At 39.8% G+C, this 18,291-nt stretch carries 17 protein-coding genes; 5 read left to right on the plus strand and 12 right to left on the minus strand.

Annotated elements, in window-relative coordinates:
- Nucleotide 1: 1 nt before the first annotated feature.
- Genes EWU23_RS13165 through EWU23_RS13175 form a run of 3 tightly spaced genes read right to left on the minus strand, consistent with a single transcriptional unit; the run spans nucleotide 2 to nucleotide 2,354 of the window.
- Nucleotides 2-1,219, minus strand: a complete 1,218-nt coding sequence (locus EWU23_RS13165; RefSeq protein ID WP_166232969.1) for an alanine dehydrogenase — start codon at nucleotides 1,217-1,219, stop codon at nucleotides 2-4.
- A complete protein-coding gene (gene tsaE / locus EWU23_RS13170) occupies nucleotides 1,216-1,650 on the minus strand; it encodes a tRNA (adenosine(37)-N6)-threonylcarbamoyltransferase complex ATPase subunit type 1 TsaE (protein WP_166232971.1) in 435 nt (144 codons plus the stop codon). Before tsaE ends, EWU23_RS13165 begins: the two co-directional genes overlap by 4 nt.
- Nucleotides 1,650-2,354, minus strand: coding sequence for an SDR family oxidoreductase (locus tag EWU23_RS13175; RefSeq protein WP_166232973.1), 705 nt, complete (start codon nucleotides 2,352-2,354; stop codon nucleotides 1,650-1,652). The genes tsaE and EWU23_RS13175 overlap by 1 nt, the downstream gene beginning before the upstream one ends.
- A gap of 37 nt (nucleotides 2,355-2,391) precedes the next feature.
- On the opposite strand from EWU23_RS13175, the gene EWU23_RS13180 reads away from it, so the two are divergent.
- Nucleotides 2,392-3,123 (plus strand): MlaE family ABC transporter permease, encoded by a 732-nt coding sequence (locus EWU23_RS13180; protein ID WP_166232975.1) that lies wholly within the window; start codon nucleotides 2,392-2,394, stop codon nucleotides 3,121-3,123.
- Here the strand turns inward: EWU23_RS13180 and EWU23_RS13185 are convergent.
- Genes EWU23_RS13185 through EWU23_RS13195 form a run of 3 tightly spaced genes read right to left on the minus strand, consistent with a single transcriptional unit; the run spans nucleotide 3,120 to nucleotide 5,722 of the window.
- A complete protein-coding gene (locus EWU23_RS13185) occupies nucleotides 3,120-3,974 on the minus strand; it encodes a transglutaminase family protein (protein ID WP_166232977.1) in 855 nt (284 codons plus the stop codon). The genes EWU23_RS13180 and EWU23_RS13185 overlap by 4 nt on opposite strands.
- Entirely contained in the window at nucleotides 3,971-4,705 is a 735-nt protein-coding gene (locus EWU23_RS13190) for a peptidase (protein ID WP_166232979.1), read from the minus strand. The genes EWU23_RS13185 and EWU23_RS13190 overlap by 4 nt, the downstream gene beginning before the upstream one ends.
- A gap of 54 nt (nucleotides 4,706-4,759) precedes the next feature.
- Nucleotides 4,760-5,722, minus strand: coding sequence for an alpha-E domain-containing protein (locus tag EWU23_RS13195; RefSeq protein ID WP_166232981.1), 963 nt, complete (start codon nucleotides 5,720-5,722; stop codon nucleotides 4,760-4,762).
- A 185-nt stretch (nucleotides 5,723-5,907) separates the two neighbouring features.
- Here EWU23_RS13195 and EWU23_RS13200 point away from each other — a divergent pair, with 185 nt between their 5' ends.
- The 3 genes from EWU23_RS13200 (at nucleotide 5,908) to EWU23_RS13210 (ending at nucleotide 10,093) form a co-directional block, all read left to right on the plus strand.
- The gene (locus EWU23_RS13200; RefSeq protein WP_166233047.1) at nucleotides 5,908-6,939 is read left to right on the plus strand and encodes a quinone-dependent dihydroorotate dehydrogenase; all 1,032 of its coding nucleotides are present in this window, start codon (nucleotides 5,908-5,910) and stop codon (nucleotides 6,937-6,939) included.
- A 63-nt stretch (nucleotides 6,940-7,002) separates the two neighbouring features.
- Nucleotides 7,003-9,477 carry an FtsK/SpoIIIE family DNA translocase gene (locus EWU23_RS13205; RefSeq protein WP_166232983.1) on the plus strand — a complete coding sequence of 825 codons (2,475 nt, stop codon included), beginning with the start codon at nucleotides 7,003-7,005 and terminating at the stop codon, nucleotides 9,475-9,477.
- A 7-nt stretch (nucleotides 9,478-9,484) separates the two neighbouring features.
- Complete coding sequence (locus EWU23_RS13210) at nucleotides 9,485-10,093, plus strand: LolA family protein (protein ID WP_166232985.1); 609 nt, start codon at nucleotides 9,485-9,487, stop codon at nucleotides 10,091-10,093.
- Between the two features lie 181 nt (nucleotides 10,094-10,274).
- On the opposite strand, the gene purQ is transcribed toward EWU23_RS13210, so the two are convergent.
- From purQ to EWU23_RS13240, 6 genes are all read right to left on the minus strand, one after another.
- Nucleotides 10,275-10,952 carry a phosphoribosylformylglycinamidine synthase I gene (purQ, locus tag EWU23_RS13215; protein WP_166232987.1) on the minus strand — a complete coding sequence of 226 codons (678 nt, stop codon included), beginning with the start codon at nucleotides 10,950-10,952 and terminating at the stop codon, nucleotides 10,275-10,277.
- Nucleotides 10,953-11,008: 56 nt separating this feature from the next.
- On the minus strand, nucleotides 11,009-12,616 hold the full coding sequence (locus tag EWU23_RS13220) for a M1 family metallopeptidase (RefSeq protein ID WP_166232989.1): 1,608 nt from the start codon (nucleotides 12,614-12,616) through the stop codon (nucleotides 11,009-11,011).
- A gap of 35 nt (nucleotides 12,617-12,651) precedes the next feature.
- The gene (locus EWU23_RS13225) at nucleotides 12,652-13,038 is read right to left on the minus strand and encodes a phage tail protein (RefSeq protein ID WP_166232991.1); all 387 of its coding nucleotides are present in this window, start codon (nucleotides 13,036-13,038) and stop codon (nucleotides 12,652-12,654) included.
- Between the two features lie 98 nt (nucleotides 13,039-13,136).
- Nucleotides 13,137-14,453 carry an adenosylhomocysteinase gene (gene ahcY, locus EWU23_RS13230; RefSeq protein ID WP_166232993.1) on the minus strand — a complete coding sequence of 439 codons (1,317 nt, stop codon included), beginning with the start codon at nucleotides 14,451-14,453 and terminating at the stop codon, nucleotides 13,137-13,139.
- Between the two features lie 181 nt (nucleotides 14,454-14,634).
- Entirely contained in the window at nucleotides 14,635-15,111 is a 477-nt protein-coding gene (locus EWU23_RS13235; RefSeq protein ID WP_166232995.1) for a thioredoxin family protein, read from the minus strand.
- The gene (locus EWU23_RS13240) at nucleotides 15,108-17,411 is read right to left on the minus strand and encodes a TonB-dependent receptor (RefSeq protein ID WP_166232997.1); all 2,304 of its coding nucleotides are present in this window, start codon (nucleotides 17,409-17,411) and stop codon (nucleotides 15,108-15,110) included. The genes EWU23_RS13235 and EWU23_RS13240 overlap by 4 nt, the downstream gene beginning before the upstream one ends.
- 104 nt (nucleotides 17,412-17,515) lie before the next feature.
- Here EWU23_RS13240 and EWU23_RS13245 point away from each other — a divergent pair, with 104 nt between their 5' ends.
- The gene (locus tag EWU23_RS13245; protein WP_166232999.1) at nucleotides 17,516-18,226 is read left to right on the plus strand and encodes a metal-dependent transcriptional regulator; all 711 of its coding nucleotides are present in this window, start codon (nucleotides 17,516-17,518) and stop codon (nucleotides 18,224-18,226) included.
- Nucleotides 18,227-18,291: the final 65 nt, after the last annotated feature.

Here is an 18,291-nt window from a genome sequence, read left to right on the forward strand (position 1 = left end):
GTTAACTTTTACTTAGTAATAATAATTGGATGTCTTTGACAGCTTTATGAAATAGCTTGCCTATCATGGGATGAGTGATGTAACCTTTATACGCATAGACGCCCTTCATGAAGGATTTTCCTTGCCAAAGCATTTCTTCTACTCCACCCGTTTTTCCTGCTTTCAGTAAAAAAGAAGTAATTAAATTGCTGATAGCCAAACTGGCGGTTTGACTCACTTGGGAAGGGATGTTGGGCACACAATAATGGATGACCCCATGTTTGGTAAAAGTGGGATTGCCCAAATTGGTGGTAAACGATGTTTCAAAACACCCACCTTGGTCAATGCATACATCCATGATTAACGTGCCTTCTTTCAGCTTGCTCACCATCTCCTCCGTCACAATGCAAGGCGTGATACCGCTATCTGAACGTAAGGCGCCCACAATTACTTGAGCTTCTTGCAAGGCTTTTGGTAAGTTTTCTGAATCAATCACTTGGGTGATGAGAGGAAAGCCTAAACTTTGCTTCAAACGCTGTAATTTATAGATGTCTTTATCGAATACTTGTACTTGAATGCCCGCATGCCATGCTGCCCGTGCCGCTTGTTCCACCACTTGCCCTGATCCCAGAAGCACCATTTTGCAGGGTGGTACGCCCGTTACATTGCCCAATAAAATACCAGGCTGATGTTCCTTGCGTAATATGTCAGAGGCTATAGGCAGTATTAATTGCCCGGCTATTTCTGCCATGATTTTCACAAATGGAAAGCCTCCCCCATTATCTTCTGCATATTCCAAACCGATGGCCAGTATTTTCTTTTGGATTAATTTATCGATGATTTCCACCGACAAATGATGGTAGGAGGCACAAGAAATGAGGCAATTGCCCACTTTCATTAGCTCAATTTCCTTTTCGCTGGGTGGGCTGATTTTAATCACCAAGGGTGATTGCCAAACTTGTGCAATATCTTCCGTAACGGAAGCTCCTGCTAATAAATAATCGGCATCTGAAAAGCCCGACCGCTCTCCAGCCGATTTTTCTAATACTACTTCATGGCCATTGGCAACCAATAATTGAACGGCATGTGGACTTAATGCGATTCGGTTTTCGTATTTGGCATGTTCTTTCGGTATACCAATCAAGATACTACGTGCATTTTGTTTGGTCCAAGCCATCGCCTCCATGGGCATAATGCCTTGTTGTGCTAATAATTCTTGAAAAGGATTAGATTCCATCATTCGTGCCAAATTGCTGTAAGATGACGGTGCTTTTCATCTTGGGTACTAATATTTATTTCGATATGTGGAAAATCCCACAAGGCTTCGGCTTGCTCCGGCCATTCAATCAAACAAAGATGACCAGAATCTAGGTATTCTTCAATACCAATGTCCAAAGCTTCTCGAACATTTTTCAATCGGTATAGGTCAAAGTGATAGATGATATCACCAGCCGCGTTTTGGTATTCATTGACCAAAGAAAAGGTAGGGCTTTGGACCGATTGCAAAACGCCCAATTGTTTACCTATTTCCTTGATTAAAGTCGTCTTTCCTGCACCCATCTGTCCTCTAAATAGATAAACGGAAGGGAATTGAGAGCTTATTGCTATCCAATCTTTTACCACAGTGGGTAAATCTTCTAAGGTATAAGTAGCGCTAAATACTTGTTTCATTAGTCTAAATCAATATCTCCTAGTTGTGGACGAATTAAAATTTCTTCTAAAACGGTAGAAGGGGCCATTTGATAAGCCGCCCAAATGGTGGAGGCTATATCCTCTGCTGGAATAAATCGACTTGCTGGTAAATTGACTCCATCCCAAGAAGGAGTCAATGTTGCCCCTGGTAGAATGGCCGTCACTTTGATGCCTTGGGTCTTTAATTCTTCTCTCAACACTTTGGTGAAACCTAGTAGGGCAAATTTACTGATGCAGTAGGAGCCACCTTGGGTATAAGCCGTAATCGAAGCGGTAGAACAAATGGTAAAAATATGTCCCGATTGCTGGGCTTGAAAGTTAGGTAATAAGGCCCTCGTCAAATGGTACGCAGAATACAAATTGGTTTCAATTTGTCGCTCCAGCACATTTTCCTCCTCATTTTGAATTTGGCCTGGAAGAAAAAATCCCGCATTATTGATTAAAACATCCACTTGGGAGCTATGCTGTAAAACGAATTGAGCAAAGGCTTGAGTTTGATCTTTTTGACTGACATCAGCCACAAAAGTATGTAGCAAAGGACTGTTTAATTCCTCGCTTAAAGCGGCTAAACTAGCGACTTTACGGGAGCAGGTAAAGGTGTTAAATCCTTCCGAGATGAATTTTTTCACTAAAGCTTTGCCAATTCCCTGACTACCTCCGCTGATTACTACCGTTTTGTTCATTATATTTGAGTCTTATTGCGCTCAATTAATCCAACGCATGTCAAAATTAGGCAAATATTTAATCTTCCTTGGTAAGCTTTTTACAAATCCTGAGAAATTTAGGGTCTATGTATCTTTAGTGATTCAGGAATGTATGGATATTGGGATCAACTCCTTGTTGATTGTAACGATTGTAGCCTCCTTTTTAGGGGCAGTTACTTGCGTTCAAACCGCTGCCAATATGGACAATCCTTTTGTTCCGCAGTATATCATTAGTTTGATTGTACGCGATTCCACCTTATTGGAATTAGGCCCAACAATCACCTGTGTCGTGCTAAGTGGTAAAGTAGGGTCCAGCATTGCTGGTCAATTAGGCACTATGCGCATTACTGAGCAAATTGATGCCTTGGAGGTCATGGGAATCAATTCTCAGTCCTATTTGGTATTACCTAAAATTTTAGCTTCCATAATTACCTTTCCTATGTTAGTTACGTTAGCTTGTTTCTTGGGTATTTATGGCGGATATATCGCAGGTTGGCTGACAGGAGCCATTTCTCCACAGGAATACATTCATGGTATTCAGTTTCAATTCAAAGGAAACTACATGTTTTTTGCCTTAGTAAAATCAGTCGTGTTTGCTTTCTTGATTGCTTCCATTGCCTCATTTCAAGGTTTTTATACCAAAGGAGGAGCTTATGAAGTAGGAAAAGCAAGTACTGCCGCTGTGACCAACTCCTGTATTGCGGTATTAATTGCAGATTATCTATTAGCCCAATTATTGGTCGGCTAGATTCTTTCAATCTTAACTTCCGTTTCTAAACTGGAAATGGCGATACCTCGGTAGGTGCCATAGACAGGTGTAATTTCTTCTGGCAGGCAAGAGGCTGCTAAAGGAATATGATTTCCTGAGACTACCTCATGTTGGGTTGGATCATAGCCTCTCCAGCCACCGCCTGGTAAATAGACTTCCACCCAAGCATGTAAATGGTGTGTTTGATTCGGTACATCCACTGGGGCAACCCCAATGTAATAGCCGGAAACAAAGCGCGTGGCAAGACCCATCGCTCGGCAGAGGGCAGCAAATAATACGGCATAATCTCGACAAGAGCCTTTTCTATTTTGTAAGGTTACTTCAGGACTATGCGGAGCCCCTTCTTCTCGAATTTCGTAAGCAAAGTTTTGGAATATAAATTCATTGACCGCCGATAAAAACGCGGAAGTATCCCAAAGGACAGCCTTGGCTAATTGCTGGGCACAGGCATCTATATCAGGGCTGATAGCATCTTGCGTTAAATAAGGACTTAATGTTCTTTGGTAACTCGGACTGTATTGAAGGGGCAGTTTTTGACTTTCAAAAGGAAAGTACACAAAATCAAAGGGGTTAAATTCGGTGGTTTCCACTACCGCTTCCATGTATATGCTTAAGTGCTCTGTGGGCTGCTTGAAATACAAAATATTTTGAATGTTCCCTTCTGGGTCCAGGTTTTTTGAAATTTGGACAGGCAGTGGTTGGATGTCTAGGCTGATGGAATTAACGGACAGCATGGAACTTTTCCTGGGATGTAAATACAAGACATGCGGATCTAGTGTCACGAGTTCACTATATCGATAATTCAAACGGTGTTGAATGTGTGCGATCATGCAGGCTTGGGGCTAAGAGAAATGAGGTTTTCCATCCATTTTTCGTCGATTCCTTCCAAAGACTTACGCAAAGCGATGTTCCAATCATCCGAAATGTTTTGCATGTCTTCTTTGGATAATCGAATCTCTTTGGCATGAAAACTATTTTTTTCATATACCACCACGTCGATCGGATAATCCACGTCATTGGAACTTACTTGCGTGGCATCAAAGGAAAGAAAACCCATTTTTAAGGCATCTTTTAAGGACGTTTCTGCCGTAAGATTACGGTTTAGCAAAGGCTTACCATAATTGGAATTACCAATGATTTGATATTTCAATCCTTCATTGATTTCAATCCAATTCCCTTCTGGGAAAATCAAAAAGAGCTTATGTTCTTTATCTTGGCACATTTGTCCTCCCACTAGGGCATGGAGATTAAAATGGTATCCTTCTTTTTCCAGCGAATCGCGATCTTCGGAAGCTACTTTTTTCAGCATATTGCCAAAGGCCGTTGCCGCTTCAAACATAAAATCATAGCTAGCTTCTTCCTTTTCTATGGCTTGATTAAAATACGTGACTGCTTTATCACGTACGGAGCGTAAACCAGCCGTCATGATAAATAAGCTATGCTTTTGTACTTCGTGTATGGATATTTTCTTATTCGAGTAAACTTCGTTTCCGGCTGTAATACGCGTGTCGGCAATGGCTACTAAACCTTCTTTAACCTTAATTCCTAGGCAAAATGTCATGAGATGCAAATCAAAAATGTGCGCAAAAATACAAATTTTAAACTAAGCCAAGGCTTAGTTGACCGGTTTTAGGTCAAAATAGGTATTGAAAATGGTTTCTCCAACCTCATTATTTTTGATCTGAAAATTATCTAAGTATTGGTGTAGACCTGTACTTAAAATATCATCAATTTCCGTGAATTCCACTTCTGAAAGGAGTTTGGATAGTTTCTTCTCGGCTGGATTCGAAAATCCATTGTCGGATGAGGTTCCTGAAATGTCATAGAGAGAAACTTGCGCTTCTTTCAAGCAATGCACTACCGAGCGAGGAAAGTTTTTGTCCAAAATCAAAAACTCCACAATGTGCGTTGGATTCACCACCTTGTACTGCTGACGAAACATGTTGTAAGCAGATACCGATTTTAACACGGCAGACCAGAGTAATAAGTCCAAAGGAGAACCAATTTCATTGACATCAGGTAAAAGCGTAAAATATTTCACATCCAGAAAACGCGTGGTTTTGTCGGCCCTTTCTAGCAGCTTGCCCAATTGCCCAAAATGCCAAGCTTCACCTCGGGTAATGGTGGAATCCACAATGCCATAAAACAATTGACTGCCGGATTTGATTTCTTCTAAGAAGCCTTGGTAACGGGAGATTTCCCAGTTTTTACTGCCTTCCACTTTGTCTTTTACTTTCCAATAGATTTGATTGACATATTCCCACATCTCTTTGGAAATACTTTCCCGGATGGTACGAGCATTTTCACGGGCGCAATAGAGACAAGAAATGATGGAATTCGGATTTTTAATATCAAATGTCATGTAGTGCAATACGTTCTCTCGACTGGCCTCCGAATAATGCTCAAAGAAATTAAAATGATCGGCGGTAGCCACAATGAGCGGTTCCCATTGTTCAGGGACATTGGGAGGAAGGTCTAAAGCAAGGTTGAAATTGACAGAGATAAAGCGGGCATAATTATCCGCTCTTTCAATGTATCGATTCATCCAATAAATGGAATTAGCAACACGGCTTAACATAGGCTTTTGTTTTTATTAAATGCTTGATTTTTTGAATGATATTTAAAATTAGCCTTTTTTTTAAGAGTTGCAATTGAGCTAAGCAGAAAATTGAAATTGGAGACAAAATTTGGATTTTATGGGGAAGAATTTCCTCTATCTAGCCCAATTTTTGTATTTTTGAGGTATAATAAATTTCTTCTATGATATATCAATCCATCATTAAGCCCCTCTTATTTTTGTTGAGTCCTGAAAAAGCTCATTATGTTGTGGCCGATAGTTTACGCTGGATGATGAAGATTCCTGGAGTGAAATCCATCTTTCGTTCTTTGTTTCAGCTAGAAGATCCTCGATTAACACGTACGGTTTTTGGTATACAATTTCCTAACCCCGTTGGTCTGGCAGCAGGATTTGATAAAAATGCTTCCTTGGTGGATGAGTTTTCCAATCTGGGTTTTGGATTTATTGAAGTAGGGACGGTAACTCCTAAAGCGCAGGACGGCAATCCTCAGCCACGATTGTTTCGTTTGCCAGCGGATAGTGCTTTGATCAATCGGATGGGATTTAATAATGAAGGTTTGGATGCTATGAAAGCCCGATTGGCTAAAAGGACCTCACGGGTGATTGTTGGAGGAAATTTGGGAAAGAATAAAGTAACGCCCAATGAATTGGCAGAAGAAGATTATTGCTTGGGATTTGAGGCATTATTTGATGTGGTGGATTATTTTGTGGTCAATGTGAGTTCTCCGAACACGCCCAATCTGCGCGACTTACAAGAGAAAGAGCCATTGAAGAAATTGCTGAGTCGATTACAAGCGCTGAATGCGCTTAAACCTAGTCCTAAACCCATCTTACTGAAAATAGCACCAGATTTATCCAATGAGCAATTGGATGATGTCTTGGAAATTGTTCAAGAGACGAAATTGGCAGGAATTATTGCCACCAATACGACGCTTTCCAGAGAAGGATTGCACTCAAATGTTAGCTTAACCCAAGAAACGGGAGGTCTGAGTGGTAAGCCTTTGACCCAGCGATCTACTGAAGTAATTGCTTATTTATACCAACATTCAAACGGTAAAATACCGATTATTGGTGTGGGAGGGATACATTCTGCTGAGGATGCTTTGGACAAGTTGAGAGCAGGGGCAAGTCTAGTCCAGGTTTATACGGGTTTTGTCTATGAGGGGCCATGTTTGGTCAAAAAAATCAATCAGGGAATCATTCAATCAGGACTATAAAAATGATTTTGTAAATCGAATCAAAAAAGCGAAATTTACACAAAGCATTCACCCTACATCTTTATGGCCAAAAAGATTACTAGTCCTAGCAATACCCTCCAACTGAATTTTGAGAAGGATAGCAACAAGGAATCTGTAAAGAGGAGTGAATTGTCGGGCCGTATCCGTCTCATTGTCGCCAGTTTTTTATTTTTAACAGGGGTTTTATTGTTGGTTGCTTTTGTTTCCAACTTCTTCATGGGTGTGGCAGATCAAAGTGAAGTAGAACGTAGCACTTTGGAAGTGATTGAGGGATCGGATATCCCAGTTAAAAATTTGGCCGGACTTTTAGGCGCTAAAATTGCGCATTTCTTCTTGTTTAGAACCTTTGGTTGGTCATCCGTTTTATTGATACCCTTATTCTTATTATCAGCGTTAAAGGTTGGTTTTAGAAAAGAAATATATTCGGTGGATCGCCTATCTTGGCAAGTTCTTTTCTATGTGATTTGGGGCAGTTTGGTGGCTGGTTTTTTATCATACCAATTGGATTTACCGCATTCATTAGGAGGAGGCGTCGGCTTTTTCTTGAATGAGAAACTGCATCAGCTGATTGGATACATGTCCATTTTTGTGATTTTGTTCACAGGTTTAGTCTTCATTATATTATTCTATCAATTAAATCCTAAACCTAAGGCGCAAGCTTTGTCGGATGTGCCTAGCAAGGAAGATGCCGCTCAAGCTCCCTTGGTTCCCAATGCTGAGGATGCGTTGTTTGAGGAAGATTTATTTGATGAAGATCCGAGCATTCATGTAGATAATGATGATCTCGAGAAATTTAGGCCCATAGTTCCTCCTTTGAAAGGGAACGCGGATGTAGAAGAATTAGACTTGGATGAGGAATTGTCTACACAAGAAGTACCAGAGGCTCCTGTTGAAGATGATTTGACCTTCACTTATAAGGTAGCAGAAGTAGACCCTAATGCCCCTGTAGAAGAGGTGGAAGAACTCACTACCGAAACCAAGGCCAATGATTTAGTGGCCCAGTTTGGATTATATGACCCTACGGCTGATTTGCCCAAATACCAATACCCAACCTTGGATTTACTGAAAGAGTATGATGTGAAAAATCAGACCACTCAAGTAACCATGGATGAGTTGAAAGAGAATAAGGAGAAGATTGTAGAAACACTTCAGTACTATGGCATTGGTATTTCCAAGATTGAAGCGACCATTGGGCCTACGGTTACTTTGTATGAGATTGTTCCTAAAGCAGGAGTTCGAGTAAGCAAGATTACGTCTTTGGAAGATGATTTATCGCTTTCCTTGGCCGCTATGGGTGTTCGTATTATTGGCCAAATGCCAGGAAAGAATACCATTGGTATTGAAGTAGCGAACAAGAACCGAGAAATGGTGCCTGTGCGAGCGGTAATTGGTTCAGAGAAATTCCAAAAGTCGAATTTTGACTTACCTATTACCTTAGGGAAGACCATTTCCAATGAGATTTTTGTGGCCGATTTAGCCAAAATGCCTCACTTATTGATGGCCGGAGCTACGGGTCAAGGCAAGTCCGTTGGTTTGAATATGTTGTTGACCTCACTCATCTACAAGAAGCATCCAGCTACCTTGAAGTTTGTACTGGTAGACCCGAAGAAAGTAGAGTTGTCCTTATTCAATAAGCTGGAAAGACATTTCTTAGCTTGTCTACCCGATTCCGAAGAAGCGATTATCACCGATACCAAAAAGGTAGTGAGTACGTTGAATTCCTTATGTAAGGAAATGGACTTGCGTTATGATAAGTTGAAAGATGCCGGCTGTCGTAATATCAAGGAATACAACCAGAAGTTTATCAATCGTCGTTTGAATCCGAATGATCATGACTTCATGCCCTACATTGTGTTGGTGATTGATGAGTTGGCCGACTTAATGTTGACCGCCGGAAAAGAGGTGGAACATCCGATTGCTCGTTTGGCACAATTAGCTCGAGCTATTGGTATTCACTTGGTGGTTGCCACGCAGCGCCCATCGGTCAATGTGATTACGGGAACCATTAAAGCCAACTTCCCCGCTCGTTTATCCTTTAAAGTGATGTCGAAAATTGACTCCAGAACCATTCTGGATGCTAGTGGAGCGGATCAATTGGTGGGACAAGGGGATATGTTATTATCCATGGGTTCTGAGGTGATACGTTTACAATGTGCGTTTGTAGATACCCCCGAAGTAGAAGAGATTTGTGAGTTTATTGGCAACCAGCAGGGCTATGCTTCGGCTTATTTATTACCAGAACCCGATTCAGAAGAAACGGGAGGACAAGAGCGTGGAGATATGGATTTAAGTAATCGTGATTCCTTTTTTGATGAAGCAGCTCGATTGGTGGTGATGCATCAGCAAGGTTCCACTTCTTTGATCCAGCGTAAATTAAAATTGGGCTATAATAGGGCTGGAAGATTGATTGATCAGTTAGAAGCTGCAGGCATAGTAGGTTCATTTGGAGGTTCCAAAGCCCGTGATGTCTTAGTAAAAAGTGAAACAGAATTGGAAGAGATTTTGAGAAATTTATAACATAACCATGAAGAAAATTATAGCTATTATTGCCGGAGTATGTATTAGTACCTTCAGTTTTGCACAAGCTTCTAAAGCAATCAGTTACATTGACGGGATGCAAAAAAAGTATAAAGCGATGTCCTCTTTTGCGGCTAGCTTTTCTTATGCCACGGATGGCGGGGCTCCCATGAGTGGATCCATTTCTGTGAAAGGAACCAAATTTCGTTTAAAGACTGCTGGACAAGAGATTTTCAATAATGGCAAGGAAGTATCCACCTACATCAAAGAAATCAATGAGGTGAACGTATCGGCCTTTGATCCGGCAGATAATGATTTGAATCCTGCTAAGATTTATTCTTTTGATAAAAAAGCCTATAAAATATCCTTAGCTGGGGATGCAGGGTCGATTGCTACTGTAGACATGATGCCTACGTCTAAAAATGCACAAATGCAGAAAATCAGCATCAAGATCAATAAAGCAGACAAAGCGGTAAAGGAATGGACCATCATCAATAAAGCGGGGAAGAAACAGAACTTTAAAGTGCTGAAAATTGAATCTAAATCCTTGGATGATAAGTTCTTTACCTTTGACAAAAAGCAATACCCTGGGGTGGAGGTGAATGATTTGAGGTAAGTTGTAAATGATAGATTATAAATGATTAGGGTTTAATTAGTGATTAGATATAGATGATGGAAAATCGTTTCACCTGAACCAATAAGCCCCAATAGAATAATAATATACCAAATATTGAATAGTAAAAAAGCCCCGAATTTCGGGGCCTTTCATTTATAATCAATAATTTATAATTCATAATTTACAAAATCAGTTGCTTCAAAATCTCCAAGCCATCGATATTGGCTAAATCTGGATCAGCAGCGCGTTCTGGGTGAGGCATCATGCCAATCACATTACGACCAGCATTGCATATTCCCGCGATGTTGAATAAACTACCATTCGGGTTAGCCGCATCATTTACTTGGCCATTTTCATCACAATAGTAGAATAAGATTTGGTCATTGGCCTTTAAATCTTCCAAGGTCTTTTCATCAGCGAAATAACGGCCTTCTGCATGGGCAATAGGTATTTTATAGGCTTTATTTAAGTCTAAAGATTGCGTAATCAAGGATTGATTCGTGGCAGTTTTTAAGTAGATGTTCTTTGAGATGAATTTTTGTGAATTATTTCTCAATAAGACGCCCGGCAACAAATGAGCTTCCACTAATACTTGGAAGCCATTGCAAATACCCATCAAATATCCTCCGTCATTGGCATGCTTGATGACATTGTCCATGATCGGAGAAAAGCGTGCAATGGCACCCGAACGTAGGTAGTCGCCATACGAGAATCCGCCCGGTAAAATGATGAAATCACAGTTTTGAAGACTGGTTTCTTTATGCCACAGCTTCACAGCTTGATGACCTAAACTTTCAATGACCCCAACGGTATCATCATCACAATTGGAACCAGGAAATACTACTACGCCAAATTTCATAAGATGCTATTAAATATTGAGCGCAAAAATAGCGGTTTTTGTTCAGAATTCCCCGATTAAATTTGCTTTTCTACTTGGAATAAAAAATGCTCAAAGTCCCATTGGGGTGCTTCGGTCAACTTTATTTGCTGCCAAGTGTCAGTAGGATGTATTCTTTCCCCTAATCCTTGGCTATGTTTTATTTCAATAGGTAAGTCGATTTCCCCTGGTACATTTTTCCATTTATAGCGTAAAGTATAGACCCCATTGTCTTCTTTCAATTGATACGTTAAGGTTGGAATATCCGCCCGATTCAGGTAATACGACATGATGGACTTCATGTTTCGTTTCAACTTCTTTTCAAAGAAATTAAGCACTTCCTCGGCATTGGTGTTTTTATGGTAAAAGGTCAAACAAAAGTCCTGGATGGTGCTGAACCAAAGCTTATCATCTGCCACGATGGACCGTAAGGTATGAAACATCCATGTACCTTTGAAATACATGTCGGAATCAGGACTTTGATAATTTACGCCATAAGGGCCAATGATAGGAAAGCGATTTTTGATGTTGTTTTTTTGTCCGTTCAAATAGGACTGAGCTTGATCTTTACCTGATTTTTCTTCCAAATAAATGGCTTCGGCATAGGTTCCTAAGGCTTCATGAATCCACAGGTCAGCATGATCGGTACAAGAGATGGAATTCCCAAACCATTCATGGGCAGATTCATGCACGATGATGAAATCAAAGCCATAATTATTGTTTTTGTAATGGTTGCCATAGGCCACGGCACTTTGATGCTCCATGCCCCAATAATCCGTTTCTACCAGCGCATAACCATCTTTGGGAAAAGGGTATGGGCCAAAGTATTTTTCAAAAATGCGCAGCATTTCCGGCGTTTGCTGAAAATGTTTTTTGGCTATTTCGGCATTACTTTGAAGGACATAATAATCCAAATCCAAGGGCTTGCCATTCAGTTGAATCATTTTTTCTGACCAATGGGCATAGTCGGCTATGTTGACAGACACATTGTAGGTATTGATGGGATATTGTACTTTCCAATGGTATTCTGTACCAAAGGGCGTGGGTGTACTGGCCACTAGATTTCCATTAGATACGGCCATTAGGCCTTTGGGAGCTTCAATGCGGATATCCATGGATGCTGGTTCATCACCTGGGTGATCTTTACAAGGCCACCAAACAGAAGCACCTAGGCCTTCACATGAAACGGTTACCCAAGGTTTACCTGCGGGGTCTTTGGTCCAAGAAAAACCACCATCCCATGGTGGACGCACCGCTTTACGAGGTTGGCCTTGGTAGGAAATAAGTATCTGGTGTTTTTGTTTTACGAGGAGTGTTCTTGGAAAATCAATGAAAATGGCATTGCCATCACGACGGTATTTTAAGGCTTTGTTTTCAAATACAATTTGGTCAATGCTCAAGTTTTGGAATAAGTCCACTTGGATTTGTTGCGTCTTTTCCTTCACCACAAATTGAATGACATTAGAACCGGTGATGTAGGTTTTCTCCAGGTCAACCTTCACTTTCAAATCATAATGCAGTACATCATAGGAAGTACGCGCAGGCCGTAAACTGCCCCGCAAACTATCCGCATGACTGAACTTTTGGGCGGAGAGGCTAAAGGAGAACAGTAGAGAAAATAGAAGGAGCAATCTTTTAGGTATCATAGATTTTTCTCGATTTAATTGCAAGGATGATTAAATTATAGTGTACGGGATATAGCCGAATAATCCATTTCTAGTTTTTCTACCAGAAAATTTTCGGATGCTAAATCTTCTGGTCCAAATACAAGAGTAATGGGATATGCATTCAAGCATTGCCAAGCACGGATGGCCTCTCCATGGGAGTTTAATAACGATATGGTTAATGTATTGACAGACATTTTACCCATATTTGATAGGGTATTTGACATTGTTTGAAATGATTTGGTATTTTGACAAAGACCTCTTTTAAAGCCAATTGGAGAATGTTTAATATCTTTTTTCAAACTTGAACTTTCGATATTCAATCCAGAAACCTCTTGAAACGACATCTCAAGTTTGCCATATTGAACTTTAAAGTAAAAAGCAGGTTGGGTAATTTCAGTCATTTGTATGAATAGCTTAGTAAAAGTAGCCCAAGATTCCCTTGAAAGCAAAAAAGCCACCCTCTTGCGAAGGTGGCTTTGGGGATATAATCTCAAAAAGACTAGTAACGGTAATGCTCTGGTTTGAATGGACCATTTTGTGGTACCCCAATGTATTCCGCTTGTTCTTTCTCTAATTTCTCCAATTTAGCCCCAATGTGCGCTAAGTGTAAGAAAGCGACTTTCTCATCCAAATGCTTTGGAAGGATGTACACTTTGTTCTCATAATTAGCGGCATTGGCCCAAAGCTCTAATTGAGCTAAGGTTTGATTACAGAATGAGTTCGACATCACGAATGATGGGTGACCCATGGCGCAGCCTAAGTTGACCAAACGACCTTCTGCTAATACGATGATATTTTTACCTTCCACGGTGTACATATCCACTTGTGGTTTAATTTGGTCTTTCGAAGCACCGTAGTTTTCATTCAACCAAGCCATGTCGATTTCGTTATCGAAGTGACCAATGTTACAAACGATCGCTTTGTCCTTCATGGCTTTGAAGTGGCGGTCACGAATGATTTTCACATTACCAGTAGCTGTTACAAAGATGTTAGCACGCGAAGCAGCTTCGTCCATCGGAACTACTTCAAAACCATCCATCGCCGCTTGTAAGGCACAGATTGGGTCAATCTCCGTCACTAATACACGGCAACCAGCACCACGTAATGATTCAGCACTCCCTTTCCCTACGTCACCGTATCCCGCTACAACAGCAACTTTACCAGCTAACATTAAGTCAGTAGCACGACGAATCGCATCGACCAATGACTCTTTACAGCCGTATTTATTATCAAATTTAGATTTTGTTACTGAGTCGTTCACGTTGATCGCTGGTAAGAATAAAGTACCATTTTTCATACGCTCATATAAACGGTGAACACCCGTAGTAGTTTCCTCAGAAAGTCCTTTGATGCCAGGTATTAATTCTGGATAGTCATCAAATACCATGTTGGTTAAATCACCACCATCATCCAAAATCATGTTCAAAGGTTGTTTTTCTTCTCCGAAAAACAACGTTTGCTCAATACACCAGTTGAACTCTTCTTCGTTCATGCCTTTCCAAGCATAAACGGGGATGCCTGCGGCTGCAATGGCTGCTGCTGCGTGATCTTGTGTAGAGAAAATATTACATGAAGACCAGGTAACTTCAGCTCCTAAGGCAGTCAATGTTTCAATCAAAACCGCTGTTTGGATGGTCATGTGCAAACATCCTGCGATGCGTGCTCCTTTTAAAGGTTGAGCTTTTCCAAATTCAGCACGTAAAGCCATTAATCCTGGCATTTCTGCTTCTGCTAATTGAATCTCTTTACGACCCCAGTCGGCCAATGCAATGTCTTTAACTTTAAAAGGTACATACGTACCGGATTGTGATGCCATTGTGTATGATGTTGAATTGAATTTTCTTAATAAAATGCAAAGTTAAGTCTTTTTTAAAGAAAGAGAAAATGTAGAAATGAGTTTAATTTTATTCGTTTATTGCCGCTAAACTTCGCTAATTGATTTATGGCTCCCTGCTTTAGGTAATGGTAAATTTATACCGGAGTTTCTCAGTAATTTTTTATTTAGTGGTACTTAATATTTGAAGTAAATCAGCTGTTTTAAGATATTGCTGGTGTTGAAATAGGATTTCTTTATCAGGACTTAATAGGCAAATGCTAGGGAAGGCAATTTCCCCATGGATGCTACCTAATTTCTGAGCGAGTTCATGTATTCCTGTATTTTCACCCGTAGGTTGAAACTGAAAAACTTTACCAAGGAAGGAAATCTTTCGTTTTTCTTCAGCATTCAGAGACACAAACCAGAATTGACTGTTCAAAGCTGTGATAACCTGTTTATTTTTAAATGTGGTGTTTTTCATGAGTTGACAAAATTTACACCAATCGGTGTGTATGAAAATAAACACATGTCTCTTTTGTGTTTTTTGTAAACTATCTATTTGCTCTATAGTATAGGAATTCAATTGTGGAAAAGCCTGTATAGGCTTTAAAAAGAAAAGCGAAATCAAAAGCAAGAACAATAGATATTTCTGTCTCATTTTTTGAACGTATATCGAATACCTAAAAACATTCTGATACCTTGATTGGGACCATAGACGTAGTTGGGATCAAAGGTTAAAGCATAGGGATTATTGGGGCTTGCAATGACTTGCCCATTATTCCCGAATTGCACTTCTTTATCAAAAGGGTCATTACTTCTAGCAATGATGAATGGATTTCCTTGATTGGGAGTCCAGTTCAATAAGTTTTTCACACCACCATACAGTTGGAAATGAGTAAAACCATCATATGTTATTTGTATATTTTGAATGCTCCACCAAGGTGAATAGGCTCTTCTAGGGTCGCTTTCTCCTAGCAAAGGTAAGCGCATAGGACTGTACATGTTTCCCGTATAATCGAAAGATAAGTGCGCATGGTTGATTTTGTAAGAAATAGCCCACGTACTAGTGAGATTTTCGGTTAATATTTGCTGTTTAGTTATACCGTTTTCAGTCAGGGTGTTTTCCATTAAGGTACCTCCTACAATTACTTTTAAGCCATTGCTTAATACTGCATCAATATTTATACTGAGACCTTTGCTTTCAGCATGTCCATTTAAGTTATCGTAGATAATTTTATTGGGATCTTTATCGTAATCACCCACAATGCGGTTGTTGAAATAGGTGTAAAATGCCGAGACATCTAGTCCTATATAGGTGTCATTTTGAGAATAAATCTTTTTGATGTAATTCACATTGAGGTTATGTGAGCGTTCTGGGCGTAATTCATTTTTTATTTCAATGCTTCTTGCGCCAGTTAGTGCAGCGTGGTCTTCAGTAAATAAATTCACGACGCGGTAACCAGTTCCACCATTTAATCGAAGTATATTATTATCATTTAAAGTCCATTTATAGGCTAATCGAGGGGTAAAAATGTTGCCATGGTAGGAGTTATAGTCGTACCTGAAACCCAATAGCAATTTGTGCTTTTCAGAAAGGGATATTTCATTTTGAGCAAATATGCCTGGCAACCATGTTTGTTGTGCTTGATTTTGTTGGGTTACTTGGTTGGAAGTAGCAGTGGCCGGTGTATTATCATCATAATAAGTATACCGCAGTGCTGTGCCTATTAAAAAGTCATTTTTTCCTATTTTTTTGTCCCATGTTAATTGCAAAAAGGCAATATTTTGCTGAGCATCATACACTGTAGTGCCGTATCTACTATCTTGATTATGGTTGTTGTAAGAAAAGGAGAGTAGTAACTTTTCACTGCTAGGTAATTGATAATTCCCAAGTATTTCCCAACGGTTAGTAAATATACTTTCCCCATAAATGCTATCGCCACCTCTAAATTGTTTTTGCCATCGCATATCGCCACCCCAACGGTCTTCATACATGTAACGGGCAGCCAGGCTAAACAATCTATTTTCTTTGCGGTTAAAATTCCATTTTTGAAATAATGAAATCCGATGCTGCAAAGTCATATCGGTAAAATTGTCTTTGTTGTTATCTACTCTATTTTGAAAATTAAAATAGTTGAGACCTGTTAAAGCACTAGCCTTTTTGCCTGCATTCAGTTTGAAAGCCAGATCAGCATTGTATTCACCCCAACTTGTACTAAATATATCTACCGAAGCCAGAGGTGCATTTTGTGGTTTTTTGGTAATGATATTGATTAACCCACCTACGGCTTCACTGCCATATAATGACGATGCCGGCCCTTTGACAATTTCAATTCTTTCCACAATGGAATTCGGAATACCCGATAAACCATATACCGTACTCAAACTGCTGACTATGGGCATGCCGTCAACTAGGACCATGGTATATGGACCTTCTAATCCATTGATATGAATATCTCCCGTATTGCACACATTGCAATTCAATTGAGGTCTTACCCCATTGACGTTTTGTAATGCCTCATAGATATTAGGAGTCGGATTTTTCTTGAAATAAGTGGGCGTATAAATTTCTACTGGTACAGGACTTTCTAATCGACTTACTTCTTTCATCGTCCCAGTAATGACTACCTCATTTAAAAGAATAGCATAATTACTCAAATCAACGTGTAGGGTCAAATGATCTCCGTCTTTTATGGAAATAGCTTTTTCGAATTTTTCAAAGCCCACGCAGCTTACGCGAAGGATATAATTTCCAGCTTTGATGTTTTTAATGGTATAAATTCCTGACTTGTCGCTGGGAGCTCCATAGGTGCTTCCTAGTAAGGCTACACTAGCCAACTCGATTGGCTGGTTCTCTGAAATGATTTTACCCGTTATACTGGCTAGTTGAGCATTGGATATCGTGCCACTTAAGATAAAGCAAACAGCTAATAAAATTTGTAGTCTTGTTCTTTTCATCTTTTTTATGTTTCAGTCAAGCAAAAGTAAATAAGTTAGGCTAATCTAACAAATTAAGTTTTATCTTTTTTTGTATCTTTACGTATTAATCCCTTTTTCTGTTCATGCAATTATCCTACACCGAAGAAAATTATTTAAAAGCATTGCTAAAAGTTTCATTTGATAGTGGAATCGAAGCGGTTGGAACGAATGAATTAGCCATTTCCTTATTCGTAAAACCTGCCACGGTGAATGACATGCTCAAAAAGTTAAAAGAGAAGGGATTGGTGGATTATGAAAAATATGGTAAAATCACCTTAAGTGCTGAAGGAAAGAAAATTGCCACTTACATTATCAGGAAGCATCGACTATGGGAAACTTTTTTATATGAGAAATTAGAGTTTAGTTGGGACGAAGTACATGACGTGGCTGAGCAGTTGGAGCATATACATTCTCAAAAGTTGGTCGATAAATTGGACAAGTTTTTGGATTTTCCTGAATTTGATCCACATGGGGATCCTATTCCCAACCGTTTGGGAGAGTTAAAAGTGCAATTCAAGAAAACATTATCTGAGGTTGCGGTGGGTGGTAGTTGCAAAATGGTCGCAGTAAAAGACAATTCAAGTTCTTTTTTACAATACGTAGTTCAGGTGGGTCTAGGTTTAAATAATGAGATTAATGTGCTGTCCAAACAAGAATACGATGCCATCCTGGTGATTGAGGTTAATGGCTTAAAGTCAAGTGTTAGTCAAAAGTTTGCCGACAATATTTTTGTAGTCTGCCATCATTGTGAAGTAGGGAAAATTTGTCCCAATACCCAATGTACATTCAGCTAACCATGTGGTGTACGAAATTTTTAGGAAATTAATTGGCGGTCTTTCAGTTCTACCTTGAAACAAGC

Origin of the sequence: Aquirufa beregesia, assembly GCF_011090385.1 — a bacterium.
Taxonomy (GTDB): Bacteria; Bacteroidota; Bacteroidia; order Cytophagales; family Spirosomataceae; genus Aquirufa; species Aquirufa beregesia.

Excerpts from the sequence above, each read along its gene's own strand:
- EWU23_RS13165 (WP_166232969.1), bottom strand. The coding sequence starts at position 1,219 with ATGATGGAATCTAATCCTTTTCAAGAATTATTAGCACAACAAGGCATT.
- tsaE (WP_166232971.1), bottom strand. The coding sequence starts at position 1,650 with ATGAAACAAGTATTTAGCGCTACTTATACCTTAGAAGATTTACCCACT.
- EWU23_RS13175 (WP_166232973.1), bottom strand. The coding sequence starts at position 2,354 with ATGAACAAAACGGTAGTAATCAGCGGAGGTAGTCAGGGAATTGGCAAA.
- EWU23_RS13180 (WP_166232975.1), top strand. The coding sequence starts at position 2,392 with ATGTCAAAATTAGGCAAATATTTAATCTTCCTTGGTAAGCTTTTTACA.
- EWU23_RS13185 (WP_166232977.1), bottom strand. The coding sequence starts at position 3,974 with ATGATCGCACACATTCAACACCGTTTGAATTATCGATATAGTGAACTC.
- EWU23_RS13190 (WP_166232979.1), bottom strand. The coding sequence starts at position 4,705 with ATGACATTTTGCCTAGGAATTAAGGTTAAAGAAGGTTTAGTAGCCATT.
- EWU23_RS13195 (WP_166232981.1), bottom strand. The coding sequence starts at position 5,722 with ATGTTAAGCCGTGTTGCTAATTCCATTTATTGGATGAATCGATACATT.
- EWU23_RS13205 (WP_166232983.1), top strand. The coding sequence starts at position 7,003 with ATGGCCAAAAAGATTACTAGTCCTAGCAATACCCTCCAACTGAATTTT.
- EWU23_RS13210 (WP_166232985.1), top strand. The coding sequence starts at position 9,485 with ATGAAGAAAATTATAGCTATTATTGCCGGAGTATGTATTAGTACCTTC.
- purQ (WP_166232987.1), bottom strand. The coding sequence starts at position 10,952 with ATGAAATTTGGCGTAGTAGTATTTCCTGGTTCCAATTGTGATGATGAT.
- EWU23_RS13220 (WP_166232989.1), bottom strand. The coding sequence starts at position 12,616 with ATGATACCTAAAAGATTGCTCCTTCTATTTTCTCTACTGTTCTCCTTT.
- EWU23_RS13225 (WP_166232991.1), bottom strand. The coding sequence starts at position 13,038 with ATGACTGAAATTACCCAACCTGCTTTTTACTTTAAAGTTCAATATGGC.
- ahcY (WP_166232993.1), bottom strand. The coding sequence starts at position 14,453 with ATGGCATCACAATCCGGTACGTATGTACCTTTTAAAGTTAAAGACATT.
- EWU23_RS13235 (WP_166232995.1), bottom strand. The coding sequence starts at position 15,111 with ATGAGACAGAAATATCTATTGTTCTTGCTTTTGATTTCGCTTTTCTTT.
- EWU23_RS13240 (WP_166232997.1), bottom strand. The coding sequence starts at position 17,411 with ATGAAAAGAACAAGACTACAAATTTTATTAGCTGTTTGCTTTATCTTA.
- EWU23_RS13245 (WP_166232999.1), top strand. The coding sequence starts at position 17,516 with ATGCAATTATCCTACACCGAAGAAAATTATTTAAAAGCATTGCTAAAA.